26 protein-coding genes and 1 pseudogene are annotated in these 26989 nt (G+C 68.6%); 12 read left to right on the top strand and 15 right to left on the bottom strand.

All coding sequences use genetic code 11. From position 1 onward, the window contains the following. The first annotated feature begins 123 nt into the window (after positions 1-123). Entirely contained in the window at positions 124-669 is a 546-nt protein-coding gene (locus tag DB31_RS04960; RefSeq protein ID WP_044182993.1) for an FHA domain-containing protein, read from the top strand. A gap of 53 nt (positions 670-722) precedes the next feature. Here DB31_RS04960 and DB31_RS04955 read toward each other — a convergent pair whose 3' ends face one another. The 5 genes from DB31_RS04955 to DB31_RS04935 all read right to left on the bottom strand — a co-directional run bounded on the left by DB31_RS04955 (position 723) and on the right by DB31_RS04935 (position 5815). Then, positions 723-1466, bottom strand: coding sequence for a tetratricopeptide repeat protein (locus DB31_RS04955; protein ID WP_083968018.1), 744 nt, complete (start codon positions 1464-1466; stop codon positions 723-725). Next, on the bottom strand, positions 1438-2895 hold the full coding sequence (locus DB31_RS04950; RefSeq protein WP_044182990.1) for a serine/threonine-protein kinase: 1458 nt from the start codon (positions 2893-2895) through the stop codon (positions 1438-1440). Before DB31_RS04950 ends, DB31_RS04955 begins: the two co-directional genes overlap by 29 nt. 199 nt (positions 2896-3094) lie before the next feature. Beyond that, positions 3095-3355, bottom strand: a complete 261-nt coding sequence (locus DB31_RS04945) for a hypothetical protein (protein WP_052419720.1) — start codon at positions 3353-3355, stop codon at positions 3095-3097. Positions 3356-3357: 2 nt separating this feature from the next. Beyond that, positions 3358-4599, bottom strand: a complete 1242-nt coding sequence (locus tag DB31_RS04940; RefSeq protein ID WP_044182988.1) for a hypothetical protein — start codon at positions 4597-4599, stop codon at positions 3358-3360. 52 nt (positions 4600-4651) lie between these two features. Continuing rightward, entirely contained in the window at positions 4652-5815 is a 1164-nt protein-coding gene (locus DB31_RS04935; protein WP_044182985.1) for a M20/M25/M40 family metallo-hydrolase, read from the bottom strand. A gap of 178 nt (positions 5816-5993) precedes the next feature. On the opposite strand from DB31_RS04935, the gene DB31_RS04930 reads away from it, so the two are divergent. From DB31_RS04930 to DB31_RS04920, 3 genes are all read left to right on the top strand, one after another. Next, positions 5994-6428, top strand: coding sequence for a host attachment protein (locus DB31_RS04930; protein ID WP_044182982.1), 435 nt, complete (start codon positions 5994-5996; stop codon positions 6426-6428). 109 nt (positions 6429-6537) lie between these two features. Further along, positions 6538-8442 carry a methyl-accepting chemotaxis protein gene (locus tag DB31_RS04925; RefSeq protein ID WP_044182979.1) on the top strand — a complete coding sequence of 635 codons (1905 nt, stop codon included), beginning with the start codon at positions 6538-6540 and terminating at the stop codon, positions 8440-8442. 9 nt (positions 8443-8451) lie between these two features. Further along, positions 8452-9051, top strand: a complete 600-nt coding sequence (locus tag DB31_RS04920) for an HAD family hydrolase (RefSeq protein WP_044182976.1) — start codon at positions 8452-8454, stop codon at positions 9049-9051. Between the two features lie 7 nt (positions 9052-9058). On the opposite strand, the gene DB31_RS04915 is transcribed toward DB31_RS04920, so the two are convergent. From DB31_RS04915 to DB31_RS04905, 3 genes are all read right to left on the bottom strand, one after another. Next, positions 9059-9706: a glutathione S-transferase family protein gene (locus DB31_RS04915; protein ID WP_044182973.1), complete on the bottom strand. Its 648-nt coding sequence runs from the start codon at positions 9704-9706 to the stop codon at positions 9059-9061. 30 nt (positions 9707-9736) lie between these two features. Beyond that, the gene (locus tag DB31_RS04910; protein WP_044182970.1) at positions 9737-10339 is read right to left on the bottom strand and encodes an adenylate/guanylate cyclase domain-containing protein; all 603 of its coding nucleotides are present in this window, start codon (positions 10337-10339) and stop codon (positions 9737-9739) included. Between the two features lie 222 nt (positions 10340-10561). Beyond that, entirely contained in the window at positions 10562-12622 is a 2061-nt protein-coding gene (locus DB31_RS04905; protein ID WP_044182967.1) for a S46 family peptidase, read from the bottom strand. 124 nt (positions 12623-12746) lie between these two features. Between DB31_RS04905 and DB31_RS04900 the strand changes: the two genes are divergently transcribed. Beyond that, a complete protein-coding gene (locus DB31_RS04900) occupies positions 12747-13883 on the top strand; it encodes an esterase/lipase family protein (RefSeq protein ID WP_044182964.1) in 1137 nt (378 codons plus the stop codon). A gap of 21 nt (positions 13884-13904) precedes the next feature. Here the strand turns inward: DB31_RS04900 and DB31_RS04895 are convergent, their stop codons facing one another. Further along, complete coding sequence (locus tag DB31_RS04895) at positions 13905-14180, bottom strand: LysR family transcriptional regulator (protein WP_044182961.1); 276 nt, start codon at positions 14178-14180, stop codon at positions 13905-13907. A gap of 88 nt (positions 14181-14268) precedes the next feature. Here DB31_RS04895 and map point away from each other — a divergent pair, with 88 nt between their 5' ends. Continuing rightward, complete coding sequence (gene map, locus DB31_RS04890) at positions 14269-15027, top strand: type I methionyl aminopeptidase (RefSeq protein WP_044182958.1); 759 nt, start codon at positions 14269-14271, stop codon at positions 15025-15027. A 6-nt stretch (positions 15028-15033) separates the two neighbouring features. Here the strand turns inward: map and sitI6 are convergent, their stop codons facing one another. The 3 genes from sitI6 to DB31_RS04875 all read right to left on the bottom strand — a co-directional run bounded on the left by sitI6 (position 15034) and on the right by DB31_RS04875 (position 17033). Further along, positions 15034-15759, bottom strand: coding sequence for a SitI6 family double-CXXCG motif immunity protein (sitI6, locus tag DB31_RS04885; RefSeq protein ID WP_044182955.1), 726 nt, complete (start codon positions 15757-15759; stop codon positions 15034-15036). 6 nt (positions 15760-15765) lie between these two features. Continuing rightward, positions 15766-16482 (bottom strand): SitA6 family polymorphic toxin lipoprotein, encoded by a 717-nt coding sequence (sitA6, locus tag DB31_RS04880; protein ID WP_083968017.1) that lies wholly within the window; start codon positions 16480-16482, stop codon positions 15766-15768. 68 nt (positions 16483-16550) lie between these two features. Next, positions 16551-17033 (bottom strand): DUF4442 domain-containing protein, encoded by a 483-nt coding sequence (locus DB31_RS04875; RefSeq protein WP_044182952.1) that lies wholly within the window; start codon positions 17031-17033, stop codon positions 16551-16553. A 77-nt stretch (positions 17034-17110) separates the two neighbouring features. Between DB31_RS04875 and DB31_RS04870 the strand changes: the two are divergent. The 5 genes and pseudogenes from DB31_RS04870 to DB31_RS04850 form a co-directional block, all read left to right on the top strand. Continuing rightward, positions 17111-18475 (top strand): annotated as a pseudogene (locus DB31_RS04870) (flavin monoamine oxidase family protein); the annotation flags it as partial. Positions 18476-18562: 87 nt separating this feature from the next. Then, a complete protein-coding gene (locus DB31_RS04865) occupies positions 18563-19423 on the top strand; it encodes an SDR family oxidoreductase (protein WP_240486529.1) in 861 nt (286 codons plus the stop codon). Beyond that, positions 19420-20043, top strand: a complete 624-nt coding sequence (locus DB31_RS04860; RefSeq protein WP_044182943.1) for a glutathione S-transferase family protein — start codon at positions 19420-19422, stop codon at positions 20041-20043. Before DB31_RS04865 ends, DB31_RS04860 begins: the two co-directional genes overlap by 4 nt. A gap of 147 nt (positions 20044-20190) precedes the next feature. Further along, positions 20191-20652: a hypothetical protein gene (locus DB31_RS04855; RefSeq protein WP_052419774.1), complete on the top strand. Its 462-nt coding sequence runs from the start codon at positions 20191-20193 to the stop codon at positions 20650-20652. After that, positions 20649-21176 (top strand): inorganic diphosphatase, encoded by a 528-nt coding sequence (locus DB31_RS04850; protein ID WP_044182939.1) that lies wholly within the window; start codon positions 20649-20651, stop codon positions 21174-21176. The genes DB31_RS04855 and DB31_RS04850 overlap by 4 nt, the downstream gene beginning before the upstream one ends. A gap of 82 nt (positions 21177-21258) precedes the next feature. On the opposite strand, the gene DB31_RS04845 is transcribed toward DB31_RS04850, so the two are convergent. Then, entirely contained in the window at positions 21259-21987 is a 729-nt protein-coding gene (locus DB31_RS04845) for a hypothetical protein (RefSeq protein ID WP_240486528.1), read from the bottom strand. 229 nt (positions 21988-22216) lie between these two features. On the opposite strand from DB31_RS04845, the gene DB31_RS04840 reads away from it, so the two are divergent. Further along, complete coding sequence (locus DB31_RS04840; protein WP_044182932.1) at positions 22217-23491, top strand: Hsp70 family protein; 1275 nt, start codon at positions 22217-22219, stop codon at positions 23489-23491. Position 23492: 1 nt separating this feature from the next. On the opposite strand, the gene DB31_RS04835 is transcribed toward DB31_RS04840, so the two are convergent. Further along, a complete protein-coding gene (locus DB31_RS04835; RefSeq protein WP_044182929.1) occupies positions 23493-24368 on the bottom strand; it encodes a hypothetical protein in 876 nt (291 codons plus the stop codon). A 1-nt stretch (position 24369) separates the two neighbouring features. Beyond that, entirely contained in the window at positions 24370-26985 is a 2616-nt protein-coding gene (locus tag DB31_RS04830; protein ID WP_044182927.1) for a TonB-dependent receptor domain-containing protein, read from the bottom strand. Between the last annotated feature and the right edge of the window lie 4 nt (positions 26986-26989).

Genomic DNA, 26989 nt, shown 5'->3' with positions numbered 1-26989 from the left:
CCACGCTGACCTACCCGAAGGTTCAGCAAGCCAGGCATCCGCTGGCCGCTTTTCGAACATTCGTGGACACCTGATCTTCTGGGCACCTGCGAGAAAGTGGGGGCCGGTGCTTACCATTCCTCCATGGCGCGATCCCTGTTGCTCTCCCTCTTGGTCCGTCAGCATCTGGTGCTGAAAGAGAAGTTCCGGGCCCGTTATCCTCACTCCTGGCTCGTCTGGGAGGCTGGCGCGTGGAATGTGCCCGAGACGGGCCGCCAGAACATCGCGGCCACCCAGCTGCCCGTGTCGGATCTGCGCGACTGCCTGCCCGCAGGCGATGCGCTCTGCTTCGAGCTGGTGGCCCTCAACGAGACGGAGAACGTGCTGCCGCTGGGGCGGGCCTCGCACAACGCTTTCGTCATCAATGACGCCACCGTCTCGCGCGAGCACCTGGTGCTGCGCACCGGTCCGTATGGGCAGTGGATGGTCGAGGCCGTGTCCAAGTCCAGCCCCGTGAAGCTCGACGGCGTGGAGCTGAAGCCCGGCCACCCCGTGCCGCTCGTGCCCGGTGCGCGGCTCGAGCTGGGAGACGTGCGGCTGACCTTCTATGACGCGGCCGGCTTCTACTCCCGCATCGACCGGCTCGGCGCCAGCCTCACCGCCAAGGCCGAGAGCGCGCAAGCCACGTAGCCGCAAAGCCAGGGAGGGCCTCGCGAGGAGCCCTCCTCGCAAGCAGCCCGGGCCTACCGCCCGGGAATGGTCCCCAGAGTGGCCGGCCGCGGCTCGGGCGCGGTGACGGCGTAGATGACGCCTCCCGCCACGAGCGCCGTCGCCGCTCCCACTCCCGCCCACAGCCACCACTTGCGAGTCACCGGCTGCTGGACCTCCGGAGCCGGAGCGCTGGGCATCGCGGCGGGAGGCAGGGTGTTCTGCTCCACCACCATCGAGCGGGACGGGCGGATATCCAGCGGCCTCTTTGCCGCGGCGGGCTTCACTCCATCGCGCAGCTCGGCCGACTTGGCGGAAGCAGCCTCGGGGCGATCCTTCGGCGTGGCCTTCGCGCTGGCCACGGACTTGCCGGCCGCGGCGCGGCTCGCGGTCTGCTGCCGGGCCTTGGAGTCCATCTCCGCGATCAGATCCTTCACCATCGCCGCGTTGGCGGGCTCCTTCTCGGAGAGGGACAGGTAGCGCCGGTAGGCGGAGGCCGCCTGGGAGAAATTTCCGAGCTGCCGGTGGCACTGCGCCACGTTGAAGAGGAAGCCCGGCAGCGGTGCCAACTCGTAGGCAGCCTCGAAGAACTTCAGCGCCTCGCGGAACTTGCTCTGCTCATAGGCGGCGTTGCCCTCGCTGAACTTCACGCGTGCCTGCGCCTTGGCCTCGCTGGTGAGCTCGGCACCCACCGCGGGCCCCGGCACCAGCGTGCACAGCGCGGCCAGCAGGGTGGCCAACCACCAGCGCTCACTGCGCGAACGGATCGATGAGCTCATCGCGCTTCACCTCCTTGCGCGGGGCTGCCTTGACCGAAGTGGGAGCCGAGGGAGTCGGCTTCGCCTTGGCCAGGGGAACTTCGATGACAGAGGGCGAGTCCAACCGCACCTCGCGCTCCAGGGACACATAGCCCGCCAGCTCCACGCGCAGCCCCAGCGGGGCCTGCGAGCGCGGCAGCTCCTTCACCAGTGGCGTGACGCCGAGCGCCTCTCCCGTGTCCGCGCGGACCACCTTCGCACCCGCAGGCACCGTGCGCACCGTGAGTGTCACCGGGGCCAGCGCCACCGGGGCTGGGGCCTCCGAGGCCAGGGCCGCCACGGGCACCTCGTCCTTGTGCAACACCCGATCCAGGGCTCTCCACGTGAGCGCGCCGGCCAGCATCGCCACAGCCATGCTGCCCACCAGGAGGGGCAGGCGCGGGCGCAGCCACCACAGCTCCGGCATCCGCGTGCGCTGGGTGGGGATGTCCTCCTCCTCGTCGTCGAGGGGAGCAAGGGACGCCTTCGCCGTCAGCGTCAGCAGCGCCGTCGTCACCTCTTCGAGCGACTGCGGCCGGGCCTCGGGCTCCTTGGCCAGGCAGCGCAGCACCAGCTCCGCCAGCGCCCGGGGCATCAGCTCACCCGAGGCCAGCCGCTCGGGCAGCGGCGGTGGCGCCTGGGTGATGATCTGCACCACGAGCTGGCCGAACGCAGGGGCCTGGAACGGCGGCCGCCCTGCCAGCATCTCGTAGAGGAGGTTGCCCACCGCGTAGATGTCGGCGCGCTGATCCACCGGCAGGCCTGCGGCCTGCTCGGGCGCCATGTACGTGGGCGTACCGATGATGGTGCCGTCGAGGGTGTTGCCAGTGCCCTCGGAGGTGAGGATCTTCGCCACGCCGAAGTCCAGCACCTTCACGAAGTCCTTCTGGCCCCCGCGGTTCATGACGAAGAGGTTGTCCGGCTTCACATCCCGGTGCACCACCCCGAGCCTGTGGGCCGCACCGAGCGCCGCGCACACCTGCACGCCGATGCGCTGGATGCGCTCCAGCGTCAGCGGCTGCTCCTTCATGACCTCCGCGAGGCTCTGGCCTCGCAGCAGCTCCATCACGCAGTAGACGTGGCCGCGCTCCAGGTCCTCGACGAAGTCGAAGATCTCCACGATGTGCTCGTGGTTGATCTGGTTGACGGAGCGGGCCTCCTGGAAGAAGCGCCGGACGAAGCTGATGTCCCGGGCGTGCTGAGGGCGGAGCACCTTGAGCGCCACCTGCCGTCCCAGCCGCACATGGCGGGCTTGGAAGACCTGCCCCATGGAGCCTTCGCCCAGGAGCCGCTCGAGCTGGTAATTGCCCAGCACTTCACCTGCCTGGGCTTCTTGAACGCTCCGCATCGCGTCACCTGGGGAGGCCACGCTGGACAACACGGTCTGCGCAATAGGGTCTTCGCCACCCATGGGAGGCTAAAATCGCCACGGTTGGGCGATCCGGCAACCCGATCAGCACTCCAATTTCTCATGGAGAGGAAATAGTGCGCCCCGAGCGTCCTCCGTCAGACACCTACATGCCCGGCATGGACATTTCACCCGGGGCTCAGGCCGATGGCTCGGCGCCCGTGGAACACACCCACCCACGCGGGCGCGTCGACTCCGAGCCCTAGCGGCAGGGGCCGTCGCTCACATCGTCCACCACGCCATTACAGTCGTCGTCCAGCTTGTTGCACTGCTCCGGCTCGGGCTTGCAGCAGTACTTGCGTCCGTCCGCCAGCGACACGCACACGTGCGGAGCCCCACCGCAGTCCGAGGCATCCTCGCAGGCGTAGGGCAGCTCATCCGGGAAGTCGACGGCACAGCCCGAGGTGGTGCCGAACAACACGCCGCACAGCACCAGGGCCAGGGAGAGATATGTAGCCTTCATGATCAGAAGCTTCCGCCAACGAGGAGATGGATCGAGGTGCTGGCGCCAGGGGTAGTGCCGGAAACCACGCTCGGAGTTCCCTTCGCGGGCTCACTCCGGGTGGGCATGATGAAGAGCCACAGCGCGCTGGCACCCGCCACCGCGGCGCCTCCGCTGACCAGGGCCGTGGAGAGGTTGGCCTTGTCACGCCCCTGCAGGCGCTCGGCCCGGGTGATGTCCGCGATGCCGTTGCCATCCGCATCCGGGGCCCGGTCGGCGATCTTCTTGGCCTGCATCCCCACCATGACGCCCGCCCCCATCGCAATCACGCCCAGCACCATCGTGTAGAGCGCGGGCCGGCGGAACACGGTGGACTTCGAGGACCCCTCGTTCCTCTTCGTCGCTCCCGCAGCCACCTCCGTGGGGCTGTCCGGCGCCGGACCCGACGCCTCCAGGTAGACGCTCACCGGGTTCTTCTCGCCCGGCTTGAGGGTGAGGGTCTTCGAGTACGGGGCCATTTCATCCGCCTCGACGATGAGGTTGACCTCGCCCGGCGCCACGCGCGCCTCGACGTTGCCCACGCCCAGCGTCCTGTCGCCCAGGCGCACCACCGCCTGCGGCACGTTCACCTTCACCTGGAGGATGGCGCGCGGCTTGGCCAGCTCCCGGACTTTGCGCGCCAGCAGATCGGCGCCCGCCTTCTGGAACTTCGCATCCCTCGGCGAGCGGCCCGACACGGAGTCCGTCTCCACCTTGTTGTGGTCCCGATCGAAGACCCACAGCCGCAGCGTCCACCCGTCATCCTCCAGCGCCAGGCGCGTGGTGACGAGCAGGTCCGCCTCGAGCGACTCCGCGGGCCCGGCCATGCACGAGGCCTCCCCGCAGCGCAGCGCCGCCGCGTAGTCGTTCCCCAGCTTCTCGCGCACCTCTTTCAGCGGAGCGGTCAGCACCCACTTGTCGTTGGTCCGGACGGCGACGTAGAGCGCCTTCAGCCAGCGAGGCGCCAGCGCCGCCCCGGCCCGCTCCGGCGTGTCGAGCCCCAGCAGCACCACGCGCGGCAGCAACTCCGCGCCGGCGGTGTCTCCGCTCAGGTCCAGGCCGATGGGTCCGGGCTGCTCCTCCCCGGTGGAGGTGTCTTGCTCCTGGGAGGTGTCACCTCCCGAGAGATCCAATCCCATCCCACCCTGGTCTTGCTGAGCGAGGGCGGGGGGGGCGGCCAGTGCGAGCACGAGCAGGGCGAGGAGAGGGACGCCGGAGGTACGCATGCCCTCTGTTCTACCCCGCCGCGCCCTTCCAAGGAATTACCCAACGGGCAGGTTATGCACCTCGCGAGGCCAGGAAGCGCGCCAGGGCTTGCGCCTTGGGGATCAAAGTATCCACCTCGATGTACTCCTCCACGGTGTGGAAGCCCTTGCCCCGGGGGCCCAGCCCATCAATGGAGGGGATCCCCATCCCGGACGAGGTGCTGGCATCCGAGCCTCCGCCGATCAGCGGGGCCTCGGCAGTGCCCAGGCCGGAGACGTGGGCGCAGGCCCCATACGCCCCCATCAGCGCCGCGGACGCCTCGGAGCGCTCCAGCGGCTCGCGGGATACCCCCCCGGTCAGCTCGATGCGCGTGCCGGGAATACCTGCGGCGGCCTGGGCCCCGGCCTCGTGGAAGCGCTGCAGCAGCTCCTCGCCCTCCTTGCGCGTACAGAAGCGCAGGTCCACATCCGCCTCGGCCTGGTCCGGCACCGTGTTCTTCCCCTGCCCTCCCACCACCCGGCCCACATTGACGGTCAAACCTCGTGGGTAGTCCGTCAGCTGCTGCACCCCATCAATGAACCGAGCCAGGGCCCACAGCGCATTGGCCCCCTCCTGGTGGGCATTGCCCGCGTGGGCGGCCCGGCCATGTGCGATGGCCTTCACCGCACCGGTGCCCTTGCGCCGGGTGATGATGGCGTCTCCCATCCGGCCGGACTCGAAGACGAGGCAGGCCTGGGCGCCGCCAATGGCGTTGCGGATCACATTCGCCCCCTCGGGCGAGCCCACCTCCTCGTCGGACACCACCACCACCCGCAGCGGTGGAATCGCGTCCAGACCTCCCGAGGCGGCCAGCGCCTTGAGGGCCCAGGCGATGACGACGAGCCCGCCCTTCATGTCCAGCACCCCGGGGCCCCGGCGCAGCGCGCCATCCTTCCGGTAGCCCTCGAACTTGCCCGGCGGGAAGACGGTATCCAGGTGTCCCACCAAAGCGATGGGCGCCACCCCCTCCTTACCGCGAGAGCGGAACACGAGGTGATCCGCATACCGGCGGCTGAACACCACCTCCGCGAAGAGGCCCGGCAGGGCCAGCACGTCCCGCAGGAGCGCACCGACCTTGCGGCCTCCCTCGGGGTTCTCCGTGAAGGAGTTCACCTCGACCAGTGCCGCCAGCGCCTCCTCCATCTCCCCCAGCCGGCCCGACAACCAAGCGGCCGCTGCCTCACTCAGCTCGCTCATGCGCCCTCCCCCGGCAAGGCCCATGCCCCCGGTCCCTTGGGCATACGCCAGGCAGCCCATCAGGGAAAAGGCCCCGTGTGGTCGCTCCCCCGGCACCCGACACACGCACCGCCATCGCCCGCAAGCTTGCCGGGCGCGCCCACGCTCCGCATCCCTCCCTTACAAGGGAGGAAGACGAATGGCAGACAAGCTCTGGATTCTGGTGGGCAACGCGAGCCGCATGCGGCTGTTCTCGGCGGATGAGCGTGGCGATGACTGGCAGCTCCGGGAGGAGTTCCGCCACGACGAGAGCCGCGCGCACAACGGGGACTTGAAGGAGCAGCGGGACAATCCCAACGGAGGCACCCTCCACGGCCCGAATGAAGAGACAGAGCCGGATGCGCGGCAAGAGCTGGAGCACGAACGGTTCGCCCGGGAGTTGGCCGGCCGCCTGGAGCGCGGGGTGGACAGTCATACCTTCGAGCGCCTGATTATCGCGGCTCCTCCCACCTTCCTCGGCCGGCTGCGCAAGGCATTGAGCAAGCGCGTCCTGCAGAGGTTGGTGCTGGATCTGGATGCGGACTACTCCAACGTGCCGGCCCGCGAGCTGCCCAACCGCGTTCCTGTAATCTAGGGAGGGCTAGCAGGGAGAGACCTGGGCTCTGCTACGCTCCGGGGCTCCACGTGGAGTCCCGGACCCATGCCGGGGGCGGACCTGCCACCGCCCCCCGCGCCTGAGCACCATGAAACTCCCTCACCTTGGCACCCTCAAGCTACGCGGGCACCTGACGCTCTACTGCAGCCTGGTAGCCGCGGTGCCACTGCTCGCCTTTGCCTGGATCGAGTCCACCGAGTTCCATCGGTGGATGAAGCAGCAGGTCCAGGACTCCCTGGAGCGAGAGGCGGCGGGCCTCAAGGATCTCATCGAAGCCACGCTGGTGGAGCGCGAGGCGGACGTGCGCACCTGGACGGAGGATCACGCCCTGCGCGAGGCGATGGAGCGCAACGACTCCGCCCGGAGCGACCTGGAGCTCGCTTCCTTCCTGCGCCGCTCGCCCACCTTCCGAGGGCTGGTGCTCTTCAACGTGGAAGGCCAGGCCATCGCCTCCAGTCCTCCCGAGCTGCGCGCCGCCTTCGAGGGCCGCGAGCTGAAGGTGCTCGCCACCCCGTGGTTCCGCTCCGCCCAGGAGGAGCAGGTGACGAGCGAGGGGTTCACGGCCGCGGAGGATGCGGCCTTCCATGGGCGGGTGCTGCCCCTGGCCCTGCCCGTCTACGGTGTCACCGAGCCCCGCAAGCTCGGCGTGCTGCTGGCCGCGTATGACTGGGAGCGGCTCGGCAAGGTGGTAGAGCCCGCGCTGGCCCGCGCCCGGAGGCGCGCCCAGAGCAGCTTCGCGCTCGAGGTGCGGCGGCCAGACGGCACGCTGCTCTTCAACTCGAAGGCCGGGGCCGCCCGCCAGGGAGTGAGGCTGGTGACCGTCGAGGTGACCAACGGCACCGAGCTCCGGGACGTGGGAGACGGCTGGCGGTTCGTGGCCAGCGTGGATCCCTCCGAGGCGTACCGCATGCTGACCCGGGCGGATGTGCTGGGAATTGGGCTGGCGGCGGTATTCGCGGCGGTGGCGGCGGGGGGCTCTTTCCTGTTGGCCCGGCGCATCACCCGCCCCCTGCGCGCCTTGAGCGAGATGGTGGCCCGCATCGTCCAGCAGGGGGACTTGACCGTGCCGCTGCCGTCGAGCCACCGGAGGGATGAGGTGGGAGACCTGGCGAACGCCTTCGCGAAGATGGTGGAGCACCTGCGCGGGACGACGGCGGGACTCCAGCACGGCATGCGAGTGCTCAAGGACACCGTGTCCGAGTTGCAGCAGGCCAACCGCCAGCAGGAGCGGAACATCGCCCGCCAGGCCGCCGCGCTCCAGCAGACGCAGGTGACGGCGCAGGAGATCCGGCAGTCCTCGCTGGTGGCCGCGGAGAAGGCGGACATGGTGCTGAACGTGGCCGAGCGCGCCGAGGAGGTGGGCCGCCTGGGCGAGGCCGCGCTCGCCGGAGGCCTGGGAGGCTTCGAGGAGCTGCGCGTCCAGGTGGAGCAGATGGCCCTGCGAATCGCCCAGCTCAGCGAGCGCAGCCAGCAGATCGGCGGGATTACGCAGACGGTGAAAGAGCTGGCGGATCAGTCCAACATGCTGGCGCTCAACGCGGCCATCGAGGCGGTGCGCAGCGGAGAGCACGGCAAGGGCTTCTCGGTGGTGGCGCGGGAGATCCGCTCGCTGGCGGATCAGTCCATCCAGGCCACCGAGCGCGTGCGGGACATCCTCGGCGACATCAGCCAGGCCATGCTCTCGGCGGCGAAGATGACAGAGCTGGGCTACATGCGCATGGAAGAGGGCCTGGAGCAGGTGCGCGCCAGCGGCAGCAACCTCCGGGAGCTGACCACCATCACCCAGGACAACTCGGCGGCGGTGCGGCAGATCGCCGCCTCGGTGAGCCAGCAGAACGCGGGCATCGCGCAGATCTTCGGCGCGGTGACGGACCTGTCCGCGATGATGAACGAGACGGTGCTCAGCCTGCAGGCCACCACCAAGGCCACGCACGCGCTGCAAGAGGTGTCCGAGCAGATGCAGCAGGTGGCGCGCAGCTACCGCATCTCGTAGAAGTGGCCCATGACTCCGCCACGAGCGATCATCCTCGATCTGGGCAACGTCCTCGTGTTCCACGACAACGCGCGATTGTTCCTGCGGCTGGGGCAGCGCGTGGGGCTCTCGGGACCGGAGGTAGCGCAGCGGCTCACGGGCGCGGGCTGGACGGCGGCCAACCGGGGCTTGCTGGACGCAGAGGGCATCCGCCGGGACGTGTGCACCTCGCTCGGGGTGGAGGTGCCCATGGAGGAGTTCTTCCCGCTGTGGAACTGCCACTTCACCGTGCACGCGTCGGTGCTGCCCCGCGTGGAGGGGCTGGTGGGGCGGGTGAAGCTGGCGCTGCTGTCCAACACCAACAAGCTCCACATGGCGTACCTGCGGCCCCAGCTGCCCCTGCTCGAGCGCTTCGACGCAGTGCTGCTCAGCTGTGAGGAGGGGCACGTGAAGCCGGAGCCCACCTTCTACCAGCTCGCCCTGGAGCGCCTGGGCTGCGCGCCCCACGAAGCCGCCTTCTTCGATGACCTGCCCGAGTTCGTCGAGGCCGCGAACGCGCTCGGCATCCGCGGCCACGTCTTCACGGACGCGCCGGCTTTCGACGCGCAACTGAAGGCGCTCGGGCTGTAGCGCGCGGCTACAGGTAGCGCTTGACGGGCGGCTCCTTGAGCGCGGCCTCGGTCCACGTCTTGAGCGCGGGCAGATTCAGCACGGCGTCGCGGTAGGCTTGGCCCACGGCGTCCAGCTCCACCTCATACGTGACGAAGCGGGTGACGACGGGAGCATAGAAGGCGTCCGCGATGGTGAAGTGCCCGAAGAGGAACGGCCCGCCCTGGCCAAAGCGCGAGCGGCAGTCATTCCAGAGCGCCTGAATGCGAGCGATGTCCTCGGCCACGCCGGGGGCACGCCCCTTGCCCGGCTTCCGGGCGCGGATGTCCATCGTCATGTTCTGCCGCAGGTTGGAGAAGCTGGAGTGCATCTCCGCCACCACCGAGCGCGCGATGGCGCGGGCCTGCTTGTCCTCGGGCCACAGCTTCGCCTGGGGGAAGGTCTCCGCCAGGTACTCGCAGATGGCCAGTGAGTCCCAGATGGAGAGCGCGCCGTGGCGCAGCACGGGCACCCGCCCGCTGGGCGTGTACTCGGCGATCTTCGCGGCGGTATCGGGCTCATCCAGCGCAATCACCACCTCGCGGAAGGGCTGGCCAGTATGGGCCAGCGCGAGGTACGGCCGCAGCGACCAGGACGAGTAGTTCTTCGAGCCAACGACGAGCGTAAGTTCGGACATGGCCGAACCCTACCGCTCGCGCGTGGGCGTTCAACCCCCTGGACGCAGCGGAGCGAAGAGCGAGCGGACGCGGGCGAAGATGGCCGGGCGCGGATTCTGGGCGCGCGGCTCGACGCGGAACACGGCCACGGGGAGGCGAATATTCTTGAGCTCGGCGCGCCCCAGCCGCACGGCGTACGTCGACGGATGACCTTCCACCTCACGGGCCACCGGCTCGCTGACATAGAGGGCGCCAGGCCGGGCGAGCGACTCGATGCGGGCGGCCAGGTTCACGCCCTCGCCGAAGACGTCTCCCTCTTGGTGCATCACCGGGCCCAGGTGAGCGCCCATGCGCAGCTCCAGCTGGCGCTCCGGAGACGCCAGCCGGTTGCGCTCGGCCGCAGCCTGCTGCAAGGCCAGCCCGAAGCGCACGGCGGACAGCCCGCGATCGAACTCGAGCAGGAAGCCATCCTCCAGCATCTTCACTTCGCGTCCGCCCTGACGGGGCAGCAGCTCCCGGACGAGCCGGCCATGCTCCTCGCGCAGTTCCTGCTCCAGCACCTCATCCTGAGGCGCATTCGGACCAGCCACCGCCACCGCCGTGAACATCAGGGCGACGACCTTATGGGTCTTGGGTTGCGGTTCCTCCACCATGACAAAGCCTTCCTCCCCCCGCGACCGGGCGGAGATGTTAGCGCATGAACAGATGTAGTTCCCAACCGGGCCAGGAGCTGTTGAGCTCCATCAGGGTTGATCATGATTGACGCAGCGCACAACCCCCTGCGTCTTGCGCTTGACACACAAAACACCGGCCCTGCCCCCCAGCGCGGAGCACCCGTCAAGTGTGTGACACGCCCCCATACGGGAGCTGCCCCCTCACGGGGCCTGGGCGGCGCGCAGCTCCTCCACGAGCCGCTGGGCACCATAGAGGTGCTCGAGCCCGGCGAGGATTCCCACGCCCGTCACGGCCACGGCGCGGTTCGTCTCCGGCACGTAGGCATACCGTCCTCCGAGTGAGTGCAGATTTCCGTCGAAGATGAGTCCCACCACGTGCCCGTCCTTGTTCACCATGGGGGAGCCCGAGTTGCCGCCGATGATGTCGTTGGTAGTGGCCATGTCGAGCGGGGTCTCCGGCGGCACCTTGCCCCGGGCCGCGAGCCACGTGTCGGGCAGCTTGAAGGGATCCTTGCCGGTGTGGCGCTCCCACGCGCCGCCGAAGGTGGTGAAGGGCGCCACGGCGCGGCCATTCTCCTGCCAGCCCTTCACCGCGCCGTAATTGAGCCGCAGGGTGAAGGTGGCATCCGGGTAGCCGCTGGTGCCGTACACGGCGAGCCGCGCCTGGGCGAGCCGCTCGCCGTTGCGCTTGAGCACGGCCTCCACCGTGTCCTCGTAGCGCTTGCGCACCGCGCGGGCCTCGGTGTCCACCTTGCGCGCCAGGACGATCATCGGATCCTGCGAGGCCTCCACCGCGGCCTTGCCTCCCTCCAGCAGCGACTGGCGCACCTTCACGTCCTGCAGCTTCGTGCCCGTCACCAGCGCACGCGCCAGATCCGCCGGGGACTCGCGGCCGAGCACGGCCTTGACGAAGGAGTCGTCCGCGCCCAGCGTCTCGCGGAGCCGGTTGAGGCCGAAGGTCAGCGTGGCCACCTCCAGGTCCTGGGGGATGGGGGCCTCGCGCAGCAGTTGCTGGCGCAGGGCGGGGAGCTGCCCCTCGGTGTACTCGCGCAGGCGCTCCGCGTTGGGCTTGGGCAGCTCGTCGGCGGCGCGCACCAGCTGGCGGGCGAGGGTGAAGAGCTCGGACTGGAAGCCATCGCCCGCCTCCTTCAGCCGGTACTCGGGCAGCAGGGGGCGGTAGAGCTCGAGCGCCTGCGTCACCTCGTCCCAGGCCCCGGCGGTGGAGGCCTTCAGCTTCGGGTGGGCCAGCACCTTCGCCCGCAGCTCCGCCTCCGCCTTGCGCTTCTGCGCCAGCAGCGACGAATCCGCCAGCGCCTGGTGCCGGCCGCGCAGCGCCTTGAGGCCGTTCTCCACCGAGCGCAGGTGCGAGCGGGTGATGCGCAGCCGCTCCGGCGAGCCCTGGGAGAACTCGCGCAGCATGCCGCGCAGCTCCGAGAGGTACAGCAAGGTGTAAGGCAGCGCCACGTCGCGCTGGAACTCCAGCTCCGCCACGCTGCCCTTGCGCTCGGTGCCACCGGGATGGCCGGAGACGAAGACAAGCTCTCCTTCCTTCACGCCCTGCTTCGCCCACGGCAGGTAGTGGGGCGTCTTGGCCGGCTGGCCGTTCTCCCAGACACGCACGAAGGCCACATCGAAGCCATAGCGGGGGAAGTTGAAGTTGTCCGGGTCGCCGCCAAAGCTGGCCATGGGGAACTCGGGCGCGAAGGCCAGGCGCACGTCCTGGAAGCGGCGGTACTTATAGAGGTGGTACTTGCCGCCGTTGTAGAGCGTCACCACGTCGCAGCGCACGTCTGGGCCGGTGGCGCACTCGGTCTCCACCTTCGTCATCTCCGCCTTCAGGGCGGTGTTGAACGGCGCGCCCGAGAGCCCCTTCGTCGCGGTGTTCATCCGCGCGGTGACGTCCGTCATCTCCACGAGCTGGTTGGCCTCCACCTTGGGGCAGCGCAGCTCGGACTGGGACTCGGGGGCGAAGAAGCCGGTGGCCAGCAGGTCCTTCTGGGGGGAGGACAGGTCCTCGACGCAGCTGCGGATGCAGTGGTGGTTGGTCATCACCAAGCCGTTGGGCGAGACGAAGCTGGCCGAGCACCCACCCGCGAGCCGGACCGAGCCCAGGCGCACCGAGTCCAGCCACGCCTGCGTCGGGGCGAAGCCGTAGGCTTTCTTGACGGCCTCGGAGGGAAAGGCGTCATAGGTCCACATCCCCTCCTCCGCGCGGGAGGGGAGGCACAGGAGCAGTCCGAGGGCGAGCAGGAAGCGATGCACGTGTAGGCGTCCTTGCGTGAATGAAGGAAGGGCCGTTCTTTCCCGAGAAGGAGCCCCCGTCAATAAGCAGCCGGCCGAGCAATGGGCTTGAGTCAGGAGCCAAGAGGCCGGTAGGTGGAAGGGAATGCCTGTGAAGCACCACATCTATCTGGTTCCGGGGTTCTTCGGCTTCACCAACCTGGGCGAGCTGGTCTACTTCGGCCACGTCCGGGACTTCCTGAAGGCGGAGTTCGCCCGGCGGGGAATCGAGGCCGAGGTGGTGGCCATCCTCTCCCACCCCACGGCCTCCATCCGGCAGCGGGCGGCGGATCTGCTACGGGGCGTGCAGGAGACCATCAGCGGGGACGATGGGCCCGTGCACCTGGTGGGGCACTCCACGGGGGGGCTGGACGCGCGGCTGTTCGTGAGCCCGGGGGCGTCCCTGCGGGAAGGGCTGGACCTGGAGCCGTATGCGCGCCGGGTCCGCTCGGTGGTGACGGTGTCCACGCCGCATGCGGGCACGCCGCTGGCGTCCTTCTTCCTGGGGCTGTTCGGGCAGCAGATCCTGAAGCTGCTGTCGCTGTTCACCGTGTACGTGCTGCGCTTCGGGCGGCTGCCGCTGAAGGTGGCGTTCCGGCTGGGGCACCTGCTGTCGCGGGCGGATGATCAGCTCGGGTGGAAGCAGACGATTTTGGACCAGCTGTTCGATCAGCTGCTGGGGGACTTCTCGGCGGACCGGCGCGAGGCGGTGTCTCGCTTCCTGGGCGACGTGGGGAAGGACACCTCGCTCATTCCGCAGCTCACCCCGGAGGGGATCGACCTGTTCAACGCGGGCTGCGAGGACCGGCCGGGGGTGCGCTACGGCTCGGTGGTGACGCAGGCCCGGCAGCCCTCACTGCGAACGCGCCTGTCCGCGGGGCTGGATCCGTACGCGCAGATCACCCACACCGTGTACGCGTTCCTGTACGGGCAGACGCACCGGATGCCGCTGAACAAGACGCCGCTGCACACGGCGGAGCAGACGGCGGCGCTCATCGAGGCTTATGGAGCGCTACCGGCGCCCCAGGCGTGCGATGGCGTGGTGCCGACGCGCTCGCAGGTGTTCGGCAAGGTGATTGGGGCGGTCCGGGCGGACCACCTGGATGCGATTGGGCACTTCGATCAGCCCACGCACCAGCCGCCGCACGTGGACTGGCTGATCTCGGGCTCGGGCTTCCGGCGGCCTCAGTTCGAGAAGCTGTGGAAGGACGTGACGGACTTCATGCTGGAAGAGCCGCGCTGAGACTGGGGACGCGTGCAGGCCCTACTTCGAGGGCCCGCCAACGACACCTCTCACCGTGTGCACCGCGGCGTCGACCTCCGAGAGGATCCGGCGCGCGTGCTGGAGGAACGCCTCGCCCGCGGGGAGCAGGCGCATGCCTCGGGGGGTGCGCTCGAAGAGCGGGGCGCCGAGCTCATCTTCGAGCGCGAGGATGTGACGGCTGAGCGGGGGCTGGGTGAGGTGCAGCCGGTGCGCGGCTCGCCCCACATGGCCCTCCTCGGCCACCGCTACGAAGGACTGGATCTGCGTCAGGCTCACGGCGGAGAGGATACCTCAGGAGCGGAGGGCGACTCCATGCCGAGACAGCATTGGACGCTGCGGCGGGGCACGTGCACCTTGCCCGGCCATGGGGATTCCGCTCTTCAAAGGGACCGAGATCGAACACTTGCGCCTGGCTGGCCAGGCAGCAGCCGGGACACTGGCACATGTCGCGGCGCGTCTGGCGCCCGGCATCTCCACGGCGGACATCGACGCGTGGGTGCGGGAGGACACGGCACGGCGAGGGGGAACGCCCAGCCAGCTGGGCTACCACGGGTTTCCCGCGACGGTGTGTACCAGCCGAAACCAGGTGGTCTGCCACGGAATCCCTCGCGCGGACGAGCGGCTCATGCCGGGGGACATCATCAACGTGGATGTGACGACGTGCCTGAACGGGTTTCACGGAGACACCTCGGCCACGTTCTTCATCGGCGAGGTGTCTGCGGAGGCCAGGCACGTGGTGGACGTGGCGCGCCGGTGCCGGGATGCGGGCATCGCGGTGGTCCGTCATGGCGCGAAGCTGGGGGACATTGGCGCGGCCATCGAGGAGCTGGCGCGGAAGGAAGGCTGCAGCGTGGTGCACGAGTTCGGGGGGCACGGCATCGGCCGCCAGATGCACGGTCCTCCTCACGTGCCTCACGTGGGCAAGCGGGGAACCGGTATCACCCTGCGCTCGGGGATGGTGCTCACCATCGAGCCCATGGTGAACCAGGGGCGTCCGGACATCCGGATCCTGCCGGACAAGTGGACGGTGGTGACGGAGGACGGGAGCCTCTCCGCTCAGTTCGAGCACACAGTCCTCGTGACACGCGAGGGCTGCGAGGTGCTGACCTTGGGAGCCGGGTGACGGGCTCTACGCGCCTCGCACGGGCAGCTCGCGGAAGGTGATGTCGTGCTCGAAGCCTAGGCGCTGGACTGCCTCCACGAAGCTCTCGGTACCGATGATCAGTGTCCCCTCGGCCCGGATCAGATCCAAGTCTTGCGGCAACGTGGCCGCGTCCAGAATGGGCTGCTCCGGCATCTTCACGGATTCGCGCGAGCATCCACACTTTGGACAAGGCGGCGATAGTTCCGGCAAGCAATCTGGGTGAAGTTTGCCCAGAGATGGCAGTTCCATCTCCAGCAACTCCGGTGGGTTCTTCTTGCGGAAGCGCAGCGCTGCGCGGCATCCCTTCAGCCCCCGCAGACCCTCCGCCTGCAATCGCGCCAGTGGCTCAGGCCTCATCAACAGTTCCCACGCGAACGCCAAGACAAGCGGGCCAAACTCCCCCTGGGCAGAGCCATTCAAAGGACCGAACTTGGTTCCTGGTCTGAGTGGAACTCCTGGGGGTGCTAACGGGCGCACCTGCTCGAGCAGCCGTTCGAACTCCGTATAATCCTCCTCTACCCGCGCAGAGTACTTCTGCTGCTCATGCGCTGGCAGGTGCGACAGGTCCACCGAGGGATAGGCATATCCGGTCCATGCACTGGTCCTATGGCACACCGGGCAATGCACGCCGGGCAAACCCCACTTGTGCCCATAGGAGTAGTAGCCCGAGTAGCGCGGGGAGGGGACCGGCTCTAACAAGTAGAATCTCATGACCTCTCAGTACCCCAGAGGTAGTGGTGGCGGTTGTTTCCAATACGGCATCACCGGACCGAACAGCTCAAACTCGTAGATGAGTTTTCCGGCGTGCCGGTAGATCTCCTCCTTCGGTGGTGGGATGAGTTGAGCTCTGATGAACTTGTCCCACTCCGCATTCCAGGGTCCCCCTTTGGCTCCCCGATGGATGCTCCGGTGCTTCTCCACCGCCAGAGGGATGACGTACTCGTCGATGTCGATTCCTCTACCGGTAAACCACTCCTTGTACATCTGCGGAAAGATGTGGTGCTTCTCGTGCGGCTTGCGCCGTTCCTTCGCAGCCTCGTCCAGCATCTGCTGCTGGCTGGGCAGCAGCGGTGGCTTGTGTCTCCACGGGATGATGAACACAGGGCGCGAGTCCCGCGGCAACTCCTGCGCGCTGCCCCAGTTGCGCTGGGCTCCTGGCTGCGGGTTGAGCAGCACCGCCACTCCGCCCCGGGCGAGCACCACCCTCCCCGCTGCTGAGTGCTCCATGACTTCCCGGTACCGATACAGCCCGCACTGGTTCCCGGCACATAGCGCCAGCAGGCTGCTCTCGTCCTCGCATGCCTCGCCAAACGAGACGGCTACGCCCTCATCTTCGGTGCCCGCAAGCTCGCTTCCAGACGGTGAAACCGTGGCGCAAGCCACCAGAGCACAGCTCAGCCACAGCCATCGCCACGGCCCAGTGAGTCTGATCATAGGGTGATGAGCCTACCGCTCCTTGCGGCACAGCGACGCTCCCAGCTCGGGAGTGGAGAGCACAGGGCTCAGAGCCTCTTCACCGAGTCCAGGAACCGCACCTCGGTAACAACCGTGCCATCCTCGGCCAGCAGCGTCACGGGCACCCATGCCTCGGCCTTGTCGCCCTTCTGCTTCAGCGCCTCCGCCAGCCCTCCGAACACCTCCGGCGGTGGCTCGCACACCGCGTACACCGTGCTCCGCCCCTGGGCCTTGAAGTCCGCCTCCACCCGCTTCACGAGCGAGCGGTACTCCGAGGGCGGAAACCGCCGCAGGAGCAGCAGTCCCGCCGTCAGCTCCGCCAGCGTCATCTGCACGCCGAAGTAGAGCCCCTTCACATGGTTGCGCGTGCGCCGCTTGAGCGGCACCGACAACCGCGCGCGCGTCTCCGTCACCTCCTCGACCCGGAGGCCCCACCCACCAATGGAGGGAATGATCCGCGGAATCGCCGCGCTCAGCAGCAGGTTTGCCGCGCCAGGTGACAGCTGCCGCAGCCGGTCGATGAGGTCCATGGGTTGCACGGCCCCTCCCTAGGAGTTCCTGTTCCCCCCGTCAACCGGCCCACCGTCTACAGTGCGCCCCCGGAGGCCACAGAATGCAGCCGGATGCGGACGTCATCATCATCGGTGCGGGTGTCGCGGGGCTCACCGCCGCCCGAGCCCTCACCCGGGCCGGAGCCTCGGTCCTCGTGCTCGAAGCCCGCGAGCGCGTCGGAGGCCGCACCCTGAGCCAGCCCGTCGGTGGTGAGGTGGTGGATCTCGGCGGCCAGTGGGTCGGCCCCCATCAGCGCCACGTCCTGCGGATGATCGAGGAGCTGGGCCTCCGACGCTTCTCCCAGTTCCACCACGGCACCAAGGTGCTGGACGTGCGCGGCGAGCGCCGCACCTACCGGGGCAAGATGCCCGCCCTCCCTCTCCTGAGCCTCCTCGACCTCCAGCGCAACATCTGGCGGCTGGATGGACTCGCCCGCCGCGTGCCACTCGAAAGCCCTCACACCGCACCCAAAGCAGCCGAGTGGGACACCCTCACCCTCGAGGCCTGGAAGCAGCGCCACATACCGAGCTGGGGAGCGCGCGCCGCACTGGACATCGCCACCCGCGCCATCTTCGGCGCTGAGCCGAGCGAGCTGTCCTTCCTCCACTTCCTCTTCTACGTCCACTCCAACGGTGGCCTCATGCCGCTCACCGAGATCGAGAACGGCGCCCAAGCCGAGCGCATCCAAGGTGGCGCCCAGAGCATCGCCCTGCGCATCGCCGAGGCCCTCGGCTCGCGCGTGGTGCTCTCCGCGCCCGTGCGCGCCGTGCTCCAGGAGGCCCAGGGCGTGGTGGTGCACGGAGACGGACGAAGCTGGCGCGGCCGGTACGCCGTGGTGGCGGTCCCTCCCGCGCTCGCCGAGCGTATGGACTTCGGCTCGGAGCTGCCCGCCGCACGCCGCCGCGCCCACGCGGACCTTCCCATGGGCAGTGTCATCAAGGTGGTGGCCACCTATGCCCGCCCCTTCTGGCGCGAGGCCGGCTTCTCCGGCGAGGCCGTGAGCGACACAGGCCCCGTGCGGCTGTGCTTCGATGACACGGACGCAACAGGGCATCACCCGGCCCTCGTGGGCTTCTTCCTCGGAGACACGGCGCGGGCTTGGACCGGACGCCCCACGGACGAGCGCCGCCGCGCCGCCCTGGAGAGCTTCGCTCGCTTCTTCGGCCCCCAAGCCCTCGAACCCGCCGCCTACGCGGACCTCGACTGGATTGCCGAGCCTTGGAGCACTGGCTGCTACGTGGGGCTGCCGCGGCCCGGTGCCCTCACGGCGATTGGGGATGCCCTGCGCGCTCCCTGCGGCCGCGTGCACTGGGCCGGAACAGAGACGGCGCTGGAGGGCTGCGGCTACATCGACGGCGCCGTGGAGTCAGGGCAGCGGGCAGCCACGGAGCTTTCCACTCGCCTGCACGCCACCCGCTGAGCACCGGTCCCGCACTTTCCTCCAAGCGCGCCGCTGGGCTCCGTCATATACAAGGCGGTCTCATCGGACACCCAGGAGGGAGTGCCCATGACACCCGCCGCACGAATGGATGGAAAGGTGTGCCTCGTCACGGGGGCCACCAATGGCATCGGACTGGAGGCGGCCAAAGCCCTGGCGGCCCAGGGCGCCACCGTGGTGCTCGCAGGCCGGGACAAGGGACGGCTCGAGACCGCGCTCATCACGGTACGCCACGCCACCCCGGACGCGAAGGTGGAGTCGCTCCAGGCGGACTTCGCCTCCCTGCAGGACGTGCGCGCGCTCGCCGAGGCCTTCAAGGCCCGCTACTCGCGGCTGGACGTGCTGCTCAACAACGCGGGACTCGTCCTGCACGAGCGCCAGGTGACGAAGGATGGCTTCGAGGCCACGTTCGGCATCAACCACCTCGCGCCCTTCCTCCTCACCCACCTTCTGATGGATGTGCTCAAGGCCAGCGGCCCGGCGCGCGTGGTGAACGTCTCCTCCGAGGCGCACCGCTACGGGAAGCTCGACTTCAATGATCTGCAGAGCGAGCGCTCGTACGCGATGATGCGCGTGTACGGCACGTCGAAGCTGGCCAACATCCTCTTCACCCAGGCGCTGGCCCGCAGGCTCCAAGGCACCCAGTTGACGACGAACACCCTTCACCCGGGCGTGGTCCGCACAGGCTTTGGCCAGAACACGCAGGGGTGGATGCGCTTCGCGGTGCAGGCCTTCGCAGCCTTCTTCCTCACCGCGGAGCAGGGCGCACGCACGTCGGTGTACTTGGCGTCCTCGCCCGAAGTCGAGGGAGTGTCCGGTCAGTACTTCATCAAATGCCGCCCGAAGAAGCCTTCCAGCGACGCACGGAATGAGCAGTTCGCGGAGCGGCTCTGGCAGGTGAGCGAGGAGCTCACGGGAGTGAAAGCATGATCGACTTGTACACGTTCGCGACGCCCAATGGCCGCAAGGTCTCCATCGCCCTGGAGGAGCTGAAGCTGCCCTACACCACCCATGTGGTGGACATCTCCAAGGGCGAGCAGTTCAAGCCCGAGTTCCTCGCCATCAACCCGAACAACAAGATCCCCGCCATCGTGGACCACGACGTGCCGGGCGGCCTGAAGGTGTTCGAGTCCGGCGCCATCCTCATCTATCTGGCGGAGAAGACGGGCAAGCTGATGCCCTCGGATGCGGTGCGCAAGGCCGAGGTCCTCCAGTGGCTGATGTTCCAGATGGGCGGCGTGGGCCCGATGTTCGGCCAGGTCAACTACTTCACGCGCATGGCGCCGCAGCCGGTGCCCCTCGCCCTCGAGCGCTACCGCAATGAGTCCAAGCGGCTGCTGGGCGTGATGAATCGCCACCTGAGCAGCCATGACTACTTCGCGGCGGAGTACTCCATCGCGGACGTCGCCCTGTATCCCTGGGTGGCGGCGTTCAAGAACGTCCTGCCGGACGCCTTCGCCTCGCTGTCGGGCGTCGCCCAGTGGCTGGAGCGCGTGGGCGCTCGTCCGGCGGTTCAGAAGGGCATGAAGGTTCCGGACATCCAGCGCTGAAGCGCGGATGTCTCCGGGGAGGCCTCCAGCGAGAGCCTCCTCGGGATGCGTGCCCACCAAGCGGGCAAGCGCAAGCGTGACGGGAATTCCCTGAGAGGTGCCTGGCTCCACGGCCCTGCCGTGCCCACCTCTCTCCAGGAGGTTCTCGTGAGCGAAATCCAAACTGTCCCTGAGTCCCGCCGCTTCCTGAGTGCGCTAGGCCCTGGCCTCGCAGGCGCGCTCTCCGTCACGCTGATCCACGAGGGCGCGCGCCGAGTGCTCTCGCACCCGCCCCGGATGGATGTGCTCGGCAAGCGCTCGCTGAAGAAGGGGCTCCGTTGGTTCGGCGTCCGCCCCAGCCATGGGCGGCGGCTGCACCGGCAGGCCCTGGTGGGCGACATCATCAGCAACTCTCTCTTTTACGCGCTCGTGGCTCTGGGCCGCCCGCGCCGTCCCTACCTGCGCGGCGTGCTTCTCGGAACGCTCGCGGGCGTGGGCGCGGTGCTGCTCCCACCCTTTCTCGGCCTGGGCCGGAGCCCGAGGCGGGCGAAGCGCTCCACCGCGCTGCTCACCGTGGCCTGGTATCTCCTCGGAGGCCTGAGCGCCGCCCGCGCCACCCGCACCGTATGAGCCCGGATCTCACGCGGCTGCCCCTGCGTGGAAAGAAGGACTCCTTCCACGTCGTTGTCGAGTCCCCCCGAGGCTCCACGGTAAAGCTGAAGTACGAACCGGAGCTGGGGATCTTCACCGTGGGCCGCCCGCTGACGCAGGGGCTTCGCTACCCCTTTGACTGGGGCTTCATCCCCAGCACGAAGGGACCGGACGGCGACCCGTTGGATGCGCTGGTTTACTGGGACCTGGCCACATGGCCCGGGGTGGTGATTCCATGCCGCCCGCTCGGCGTGCTCCTCGTGGACGAGAAGAAGAAGCGGGGCAAGGGGCGCGAGCGCAATGACCGGCTCCTCATGGTGCCCGTGGCCGCGCTTCGGGCCGAGCACCTGCGCAACCACGAGGATCTCTCCCGCAGGGAGCGGGACGAGCTGCAGCACTTCTTCCTCACCGTGGTGGCCTTCACGGACAAGGACGCTCGCATCCTGGGCTGGAAGGGTCCCGCGGAAGCAGAGAAGCTGATCCTCGAGCACCAGCTGGGCTGAGCTCCTCCACCGCGAGCATTGGCACGGGCAGCCAGAGCAGCCTCCACCGGCTGCCCCAGCTGTCTTGCCCCACCTTCCCTGCTCAGTTCTGCGGAAGGCGCTCCGGCTGGGCTCCCGGCGCGGACTGGCCACTCTCGGGTACGGCGGGCATCGCGGGCTGCCGCGAGGTGGTCACCTCGATGCGGGTCGCGGTCGGCTCACCGGCCTGGGTGTTGTAGGAGGCACGCACCTGGCTGCCCTCCTCGATGTCCGCGGCGCGGGCCGTGCGGCCATCCACGGTGATCACCGTCCCGGGCTGCACCTGGAGCCGGATCTGCGGCTCGCCGCGGCTGCTGACCAGCACCTCGCGATCATTGACCGTGAGGACCTCGCCGACGATGAGCTGCTCACCCTGCGCCTGGGTGGCGGGACTCGGGGCGGAAGACGCCTGCGCCTGTTGCTGGGCCTGCTCCGTCTGCTGCTGGGCTTGCTGCTGGGCTTGCCGTGCCAACTCCGCCTGCTGCTGACGCTGCGCCTCGAGCGCGTTCTGCTGAGCATGGGCTGCCGTCTGCTCGGCCTGCTCCGTCTGCTGCTGGGCCTGCTGCTGGGCCTGTTGCGCCTCCTTGCCCTCCTTCTGAACCTGAGCCTGGGCCTTCGTCAGGTCCTTCTGGGCCTCCTGCAGATTCCGTTGGGCCTGAGCGGTATCGCGCTGCTCCTCCGAGGCCTTTCGCTGAGCGTCCTTCGCCTGGTTGAAGGCCTGCTCGGACTGCTTCTGGGCCTGCTCCACGGCTTGAGCCGCCGAGACCTGCTCCCCCTGTTTTTGTCCGCTCACTGGACGGCCTTCCTTGCACCCTGCCGTGAGGAGCAAGGCAGCCAGCCCGAGGGACCACCCTCCTGCGCCGATTCTCATGTTCTCTCCTGTCGTGAACGAGACAGAGAAAAGATGGAGAGTCCCTTGCGAGCGCCAACCCGAGCCGCTCGTAGCGCCAGGGCACGCTCTTCCGGCCGCCACCCGAGAAGGCGCTACCGCCCCGCCCGGTTCAGCGGTATCTCCCGAAGCCATGCACGTCTGCGGACTCGACTTCGGAACGAGCAACACGGCGGCGGCCCTGCCGGATGGACGGGTGCTGCCCATCGCCCTGGGGACCTCCGAGCCTCGCCTCTTCCGCTCGGTGCTCTTCTTCCCAGAGGACGAGCGCACCACCCACGCCGGAGAGCAAGCCATCACCCGCTATTTGGAGGACAACGCGGGGCGCTTCATCCAATCGGTGAAGTCCTTCCTGCACAGCCGCTCGTTCCGAGCGACGCAGGTGCACGGCCGCACGTGGACCATCGAGGAGCTGGTGGCAGTGCTGCTGCGCCGGGTGCGAGAGGCCGCCGGCACGCAGCTGGGCAGCCCTCCCGACGCGGTCATGCTGGGACGCCCGGCCCTCTTCTCGCCGGATCCCGAGGCGGACACGCTGGCCGAGCAGCGGCTGCGCAAGGCAGCGGAGCTGGCGGGCTTCACGCACATCCAGTTCCTCATCGAGCCCATCGCCGCGGCGCTCGCCTACGAGGCCCAGCTGTCGCGGGACGAGCTGGTGCTGGTGGCGGACTTCGGCGCGGGCACCACGGACCTGACGCTGATGCGGCTGGGGCCCTCGCGGCGAGGGAAGCTGGACCGCAAGCCGGACGTGGTGGGCTCCACGGGCGTGCGGATCGGCGGTGACCGGTTCGACGCGGAGATCATGCGCCACAAGCTGCTGCCGTGGTTCGGTGCGGGCACCACGTACAAGGTACGAGGCTTCACGGACAAGCGGCTGCCGGTGCCACAGCACGTGATGGCCAAGCTGCTCTCCTGGCACGAGATGTCGTTCGTCCGGGAGAAGTCCACGCAGGAACTGCTGGAGCTGATGCTGGAGTCCAGCGAAAAGCCGGAGACGGCCGAGGCCCTGTACGACCTGGTGATGGAGAACCTGGGCTACCGGCTCTTCCGGGCCATCGAGGCGGTGAAGGTCCGGCTCTCCCAAGCCGAGGAGGCCACGCTGGACTTCGAGGAGGCGCGCATCAACGTGCACGAGCGCATCACCCGCGCCGAGTTCGACACCTTCTGCCAGCCACTGCTCACCGAGCTGGAGCAGGTGACACAGGGGCTGCTGGACCGGTGCCAGGGCGCGGGAGAGATCGACGCGGTGTTCCTCACGGGCGGCTCGTCGCAGATCCCCGCCGTGCGGAAGCTCTACGTGGACCGCTTTGGCGAGGAGCGCGTGAGGACAGCGGACGCCTTCACCTCGGTGGCCGAGGGTCTCGGCCGGGCCTCCGCCGCGCTGCAGAGGCCCGAGCCCGCTGGAGCCTGAGTCAGGGCCCGACGTCGAGCGTGCGCGACAGCCAGTCCACACCGCCCCGGCCATCCCGGGCCACCACGTAGATCGTCACACGCTGGGGCGTGCTGGGCGTGACGTACTGGATGGTGGGCTCGCCGGGCTTGCCATCCACCGGCTCCAGGGAGCGCAGCTGCTTCACCTCACCGTCTCCGGTGGCGAACCAGCTGTAGAAGACCTGCTCCGTCCGAGGCCCGTCCTCCGCCTCGTACTGCTCCAGGCTGCCCTCGGCGAGCTGCGGCCGGAGCACCAGCTCGGTGCTCAGCGGCAGCGGGCCCGCGAGCGGCGCATCGTTCAGGAGGATGTCCGCCATGCGCGGGTTCTGGTTGGGCGTGGCCGTGAGCTTCAGCGTCAGCCGGCGCACGCCCTCTTCCGTACCCTCGGGCGTCTCCGAGCCATCGCTGGCCTTGTAGCCGATGAAGAGCGGCACGCCCTTCTCCAGCACGGCGCGCGTCTGCGGATCATTGAGGTCCAGACTCCCTCCATCTCCCCCGCCCCCGCCCGCCTCGGCGGTTTCCTGGAGGATCTGCTGCACGTTGGGGTCGAGCAGCGACAGCTCGCCCTGAGGCAGCGTTGCGCCATCCTTGCCGGGGCACTCCAGCTCACTGCTGTAGGCATTGCCCGGCCGGCAGAGCGCGAGCGTCACGCCGATGTCGCGCTCGTCCGGAGCCACCGCGAGCGCGCTGAACACCACGGGCGGCGGCAGCGCGGGCGCATCCGGATCGAAGGTGATCTCGGCGGGCTCGGCCTTGATGGCCAGCACGCGGACACGGCGGATCTCCTGCTGGAGCTCGAACTCCGGGCCGCAAGCGGCCACCGCCAGGGACAGGCAGAGAAGAACAGGCGCGCGCATGTCAGAAGCTCCCCTTGGCGCCGAAAATCGGCAGGATGGGCAGGCCCTCCAGGAAGGCCGACTCGGAGTAGTTGTAGTTGTAGAGGAGGCCTTCCTTCGCCGGGTTGTTATAGACGTTGGTCAGGTCCACGTAGAGATCCAGGCTCCACTGGTCGAAGATGAAGTTCTTGTCCACGCGGATGTCCAACTGGTTGAAGTTGGGCAGCCGCTGCGAGTTCACCGGCCCGAACACGGGAATGAAGACATCCGTGTTGTCATCCCTTCGGGCGCCGACGATGGGCGTGAGCGGGTTGCCCGAGGAGAAGCGGAAGCGCGCGCCCACCTCCCAGCCCGCGGGCAGCTTGTAGCTGCCAATCACCGTGAGCACGTGCGTCTGGTCGTTGTCGAACAGGCGCAGCGCCGCGTCCGGCTTGTCCCGCCGCTGGCTCTTGCTGAAGGTATAGGCCACCCACCCGAAGAACCGCTCGGTGAGGGCACGGCGGGCCAGCAGCTCGAAGCCATAGATGCGGCCGGTGCCCGCGTTGGTCAGCCGCTCGGGCACCAACTGCCCGTCCCGCTCCACCAGCCGGTCCGAGCTGACGATGAGGCGGCTCAAGTCATTGTAGAAGAGCTCGCCGCTGATGAAGTACTCAGGGGTGGGCTGCCACTCGGAGCCCACGCTGTACTGGATGGAGCGCTTGGCCTTCAGCTCCGGGTTGCCAAAGGTGCTGTTGGGCTCTTCCTGGGCCGGAGGCCCGTGGTACAGGCCCGCGCCTCCCTTGAGCGTCACCTGCTCCGTGAGCGAGTAGCGCACCGCCAGCCGTGGGTTGAGCGAGCGCTTGTTCACCTTCTGCTCTCCGAAGAGGTAGCTCTCGCTGCGCAGGCCCGGCACCACGAGCAGTTCCTTGAACGGGCGCCAACGCGCCTCGGCCCAGATGCCCGGGTAGTATTGATAGGAGTCCGCGTCCGCGGTGATGATCTCCTCGTTCACCAACGGGCCCGCGGGCTCGCCCTCGCGAGGCGGAGCCTGCACGCGCGCCCTCACGCTGGCGTCGGCGTACTGGATGTCCAACCCAGCAGCCAGGGTGAGCGCCTCGCTGAGGGTGTACTCGGCGGTGGAGCGCAGATCCAAGTCCAGCGCGTTGATGCGCAGGTAGCGATCGCCCAGGGTGAACTCGATCTTCGTGTTGCCCACCATGCCCTGGCTCTCCACGGTGAGCGCGCCGCCCTTGTACTGGTGGCCGAGCCGCAGCTGGTTGAAGCCGGTCGTCACTTCGAAGTCGCCGTTGACGCTCGGGTCCTGGTCCGCGGGCCGGTCGAACACCAGCCCCAGCGTGTCATTGGAGGTGAGCCCCTGGAGAGTGAAGGTGTGCCGCTTGCTGGGTGTCCAGTTCAGCTTCAGCTGGGCGTCGTAGTAGCGCGGGGCCACCTGGATGGAGGGGCCGTCCTCGTTCTCGGGGACCAGCTTGAGCACCAGGTCCACGTAGGAGCGCCGGCCGGCCACGGCGATGCCCAGGTTCTCGGTGATGGGGCCCTCGAGCACGGCGTTGGACTCGACGAGGTTGACGCCCACGGTGCCATGGAAGCGGTCCATCTTCGGGGCGCGGCTGCGCACGTTGATGACGCCGCCGGTGACGTTGCCGAAGTAGGAAGAGAAGTTGCCGGGCAGGTAGTCCAGCGAGTCCAGCAGCTCCGAGTTGTACACGGAGGTCAAGCCACCGAAGTGGTACAGCAGCGGAATGCGCTGCCCGTCGAGGAACACACCCGAGTCATTCGGGCTGGTGCCGCGGATGACGAGCTGGCCGCCGTTGAACGCGGGCCGCGCCACGCCGGGCAGGTTCTGCACCACCTTGAGCGTGTCGCCCTGGGTGCCTGGCACCTTCTGAATCTCGGCCACCTGGAGCGTGGTGCGCGTCACCTCCTTGCGCTCGCGCTCGCTGCGCACCACCGTCTCGAACTGGCTGAAGATGCGCCTCTGGACGTAGTACGTGGCCTGCGTCTCCTGGCCCTCGGCGATGGTCTCCCGGGTGCGGAACCGGTCGTACCCGCTGAGGATGACGAGCACCTCGTGGTTGCCCACGGGGACGCCTCGGAAGGAGAAGCGGCCCTCCTCGTTCGTGCTGGTGGTGAGCTGCAGCTCGGGCAGGGCCACCTCGGCGCCGGCAAGCGGGCGGCGGGTGCCTCGCTCCAGGGCGCGGCCGCTGAAGTTCACCGGGGCCTCCGGAGGCTTCCCGGGCTCGGTGCCCTCAGGTGGGGGTGGGGCGCGCCAGACGAACTGATAGGCGTACTCGATGCGCACCGGGGCGGGGACGTTGTCCACCTCGGCGGGTTCGAACTCGAACTGGCGCACGGCGGCGACGGCGGCCTCATCGAAGCCGTGGCCCGCGGGCTGCGTCACCTCAACGTCCGTGACGGCGCCAGCCTCGGAGATGTCGATGAGCATGACCACCGTGCCCTCGAGCTGCTGCGCGAGGGCTTCGGGGGGATACTGCGCCTCGACCTGACGCTTGAGGACGGGAGCCTTGGTGAGCACCCCCGTGGGGGCGCCTGCGTCGGGAGAGGGAGTTCCGGCGTCCGGGGCCTGAGCCATGGCCCCGGTAACCACGAGGACACAAAGGACGGAGGCGAGCGTTTTCACGCCC

The sequence above is a fragment of the Hyalangium minutum genome, assembly GCF_000737315.1.
Lineage (GTDB): Bacteria > Myxococcota > Myxococcia > Myxococcales > Myxococcaceae > Hyalangium > Hyalangium minutum.
This window is presented reverse-complemented; position numbering and strand designations above follow the sequence as displayed.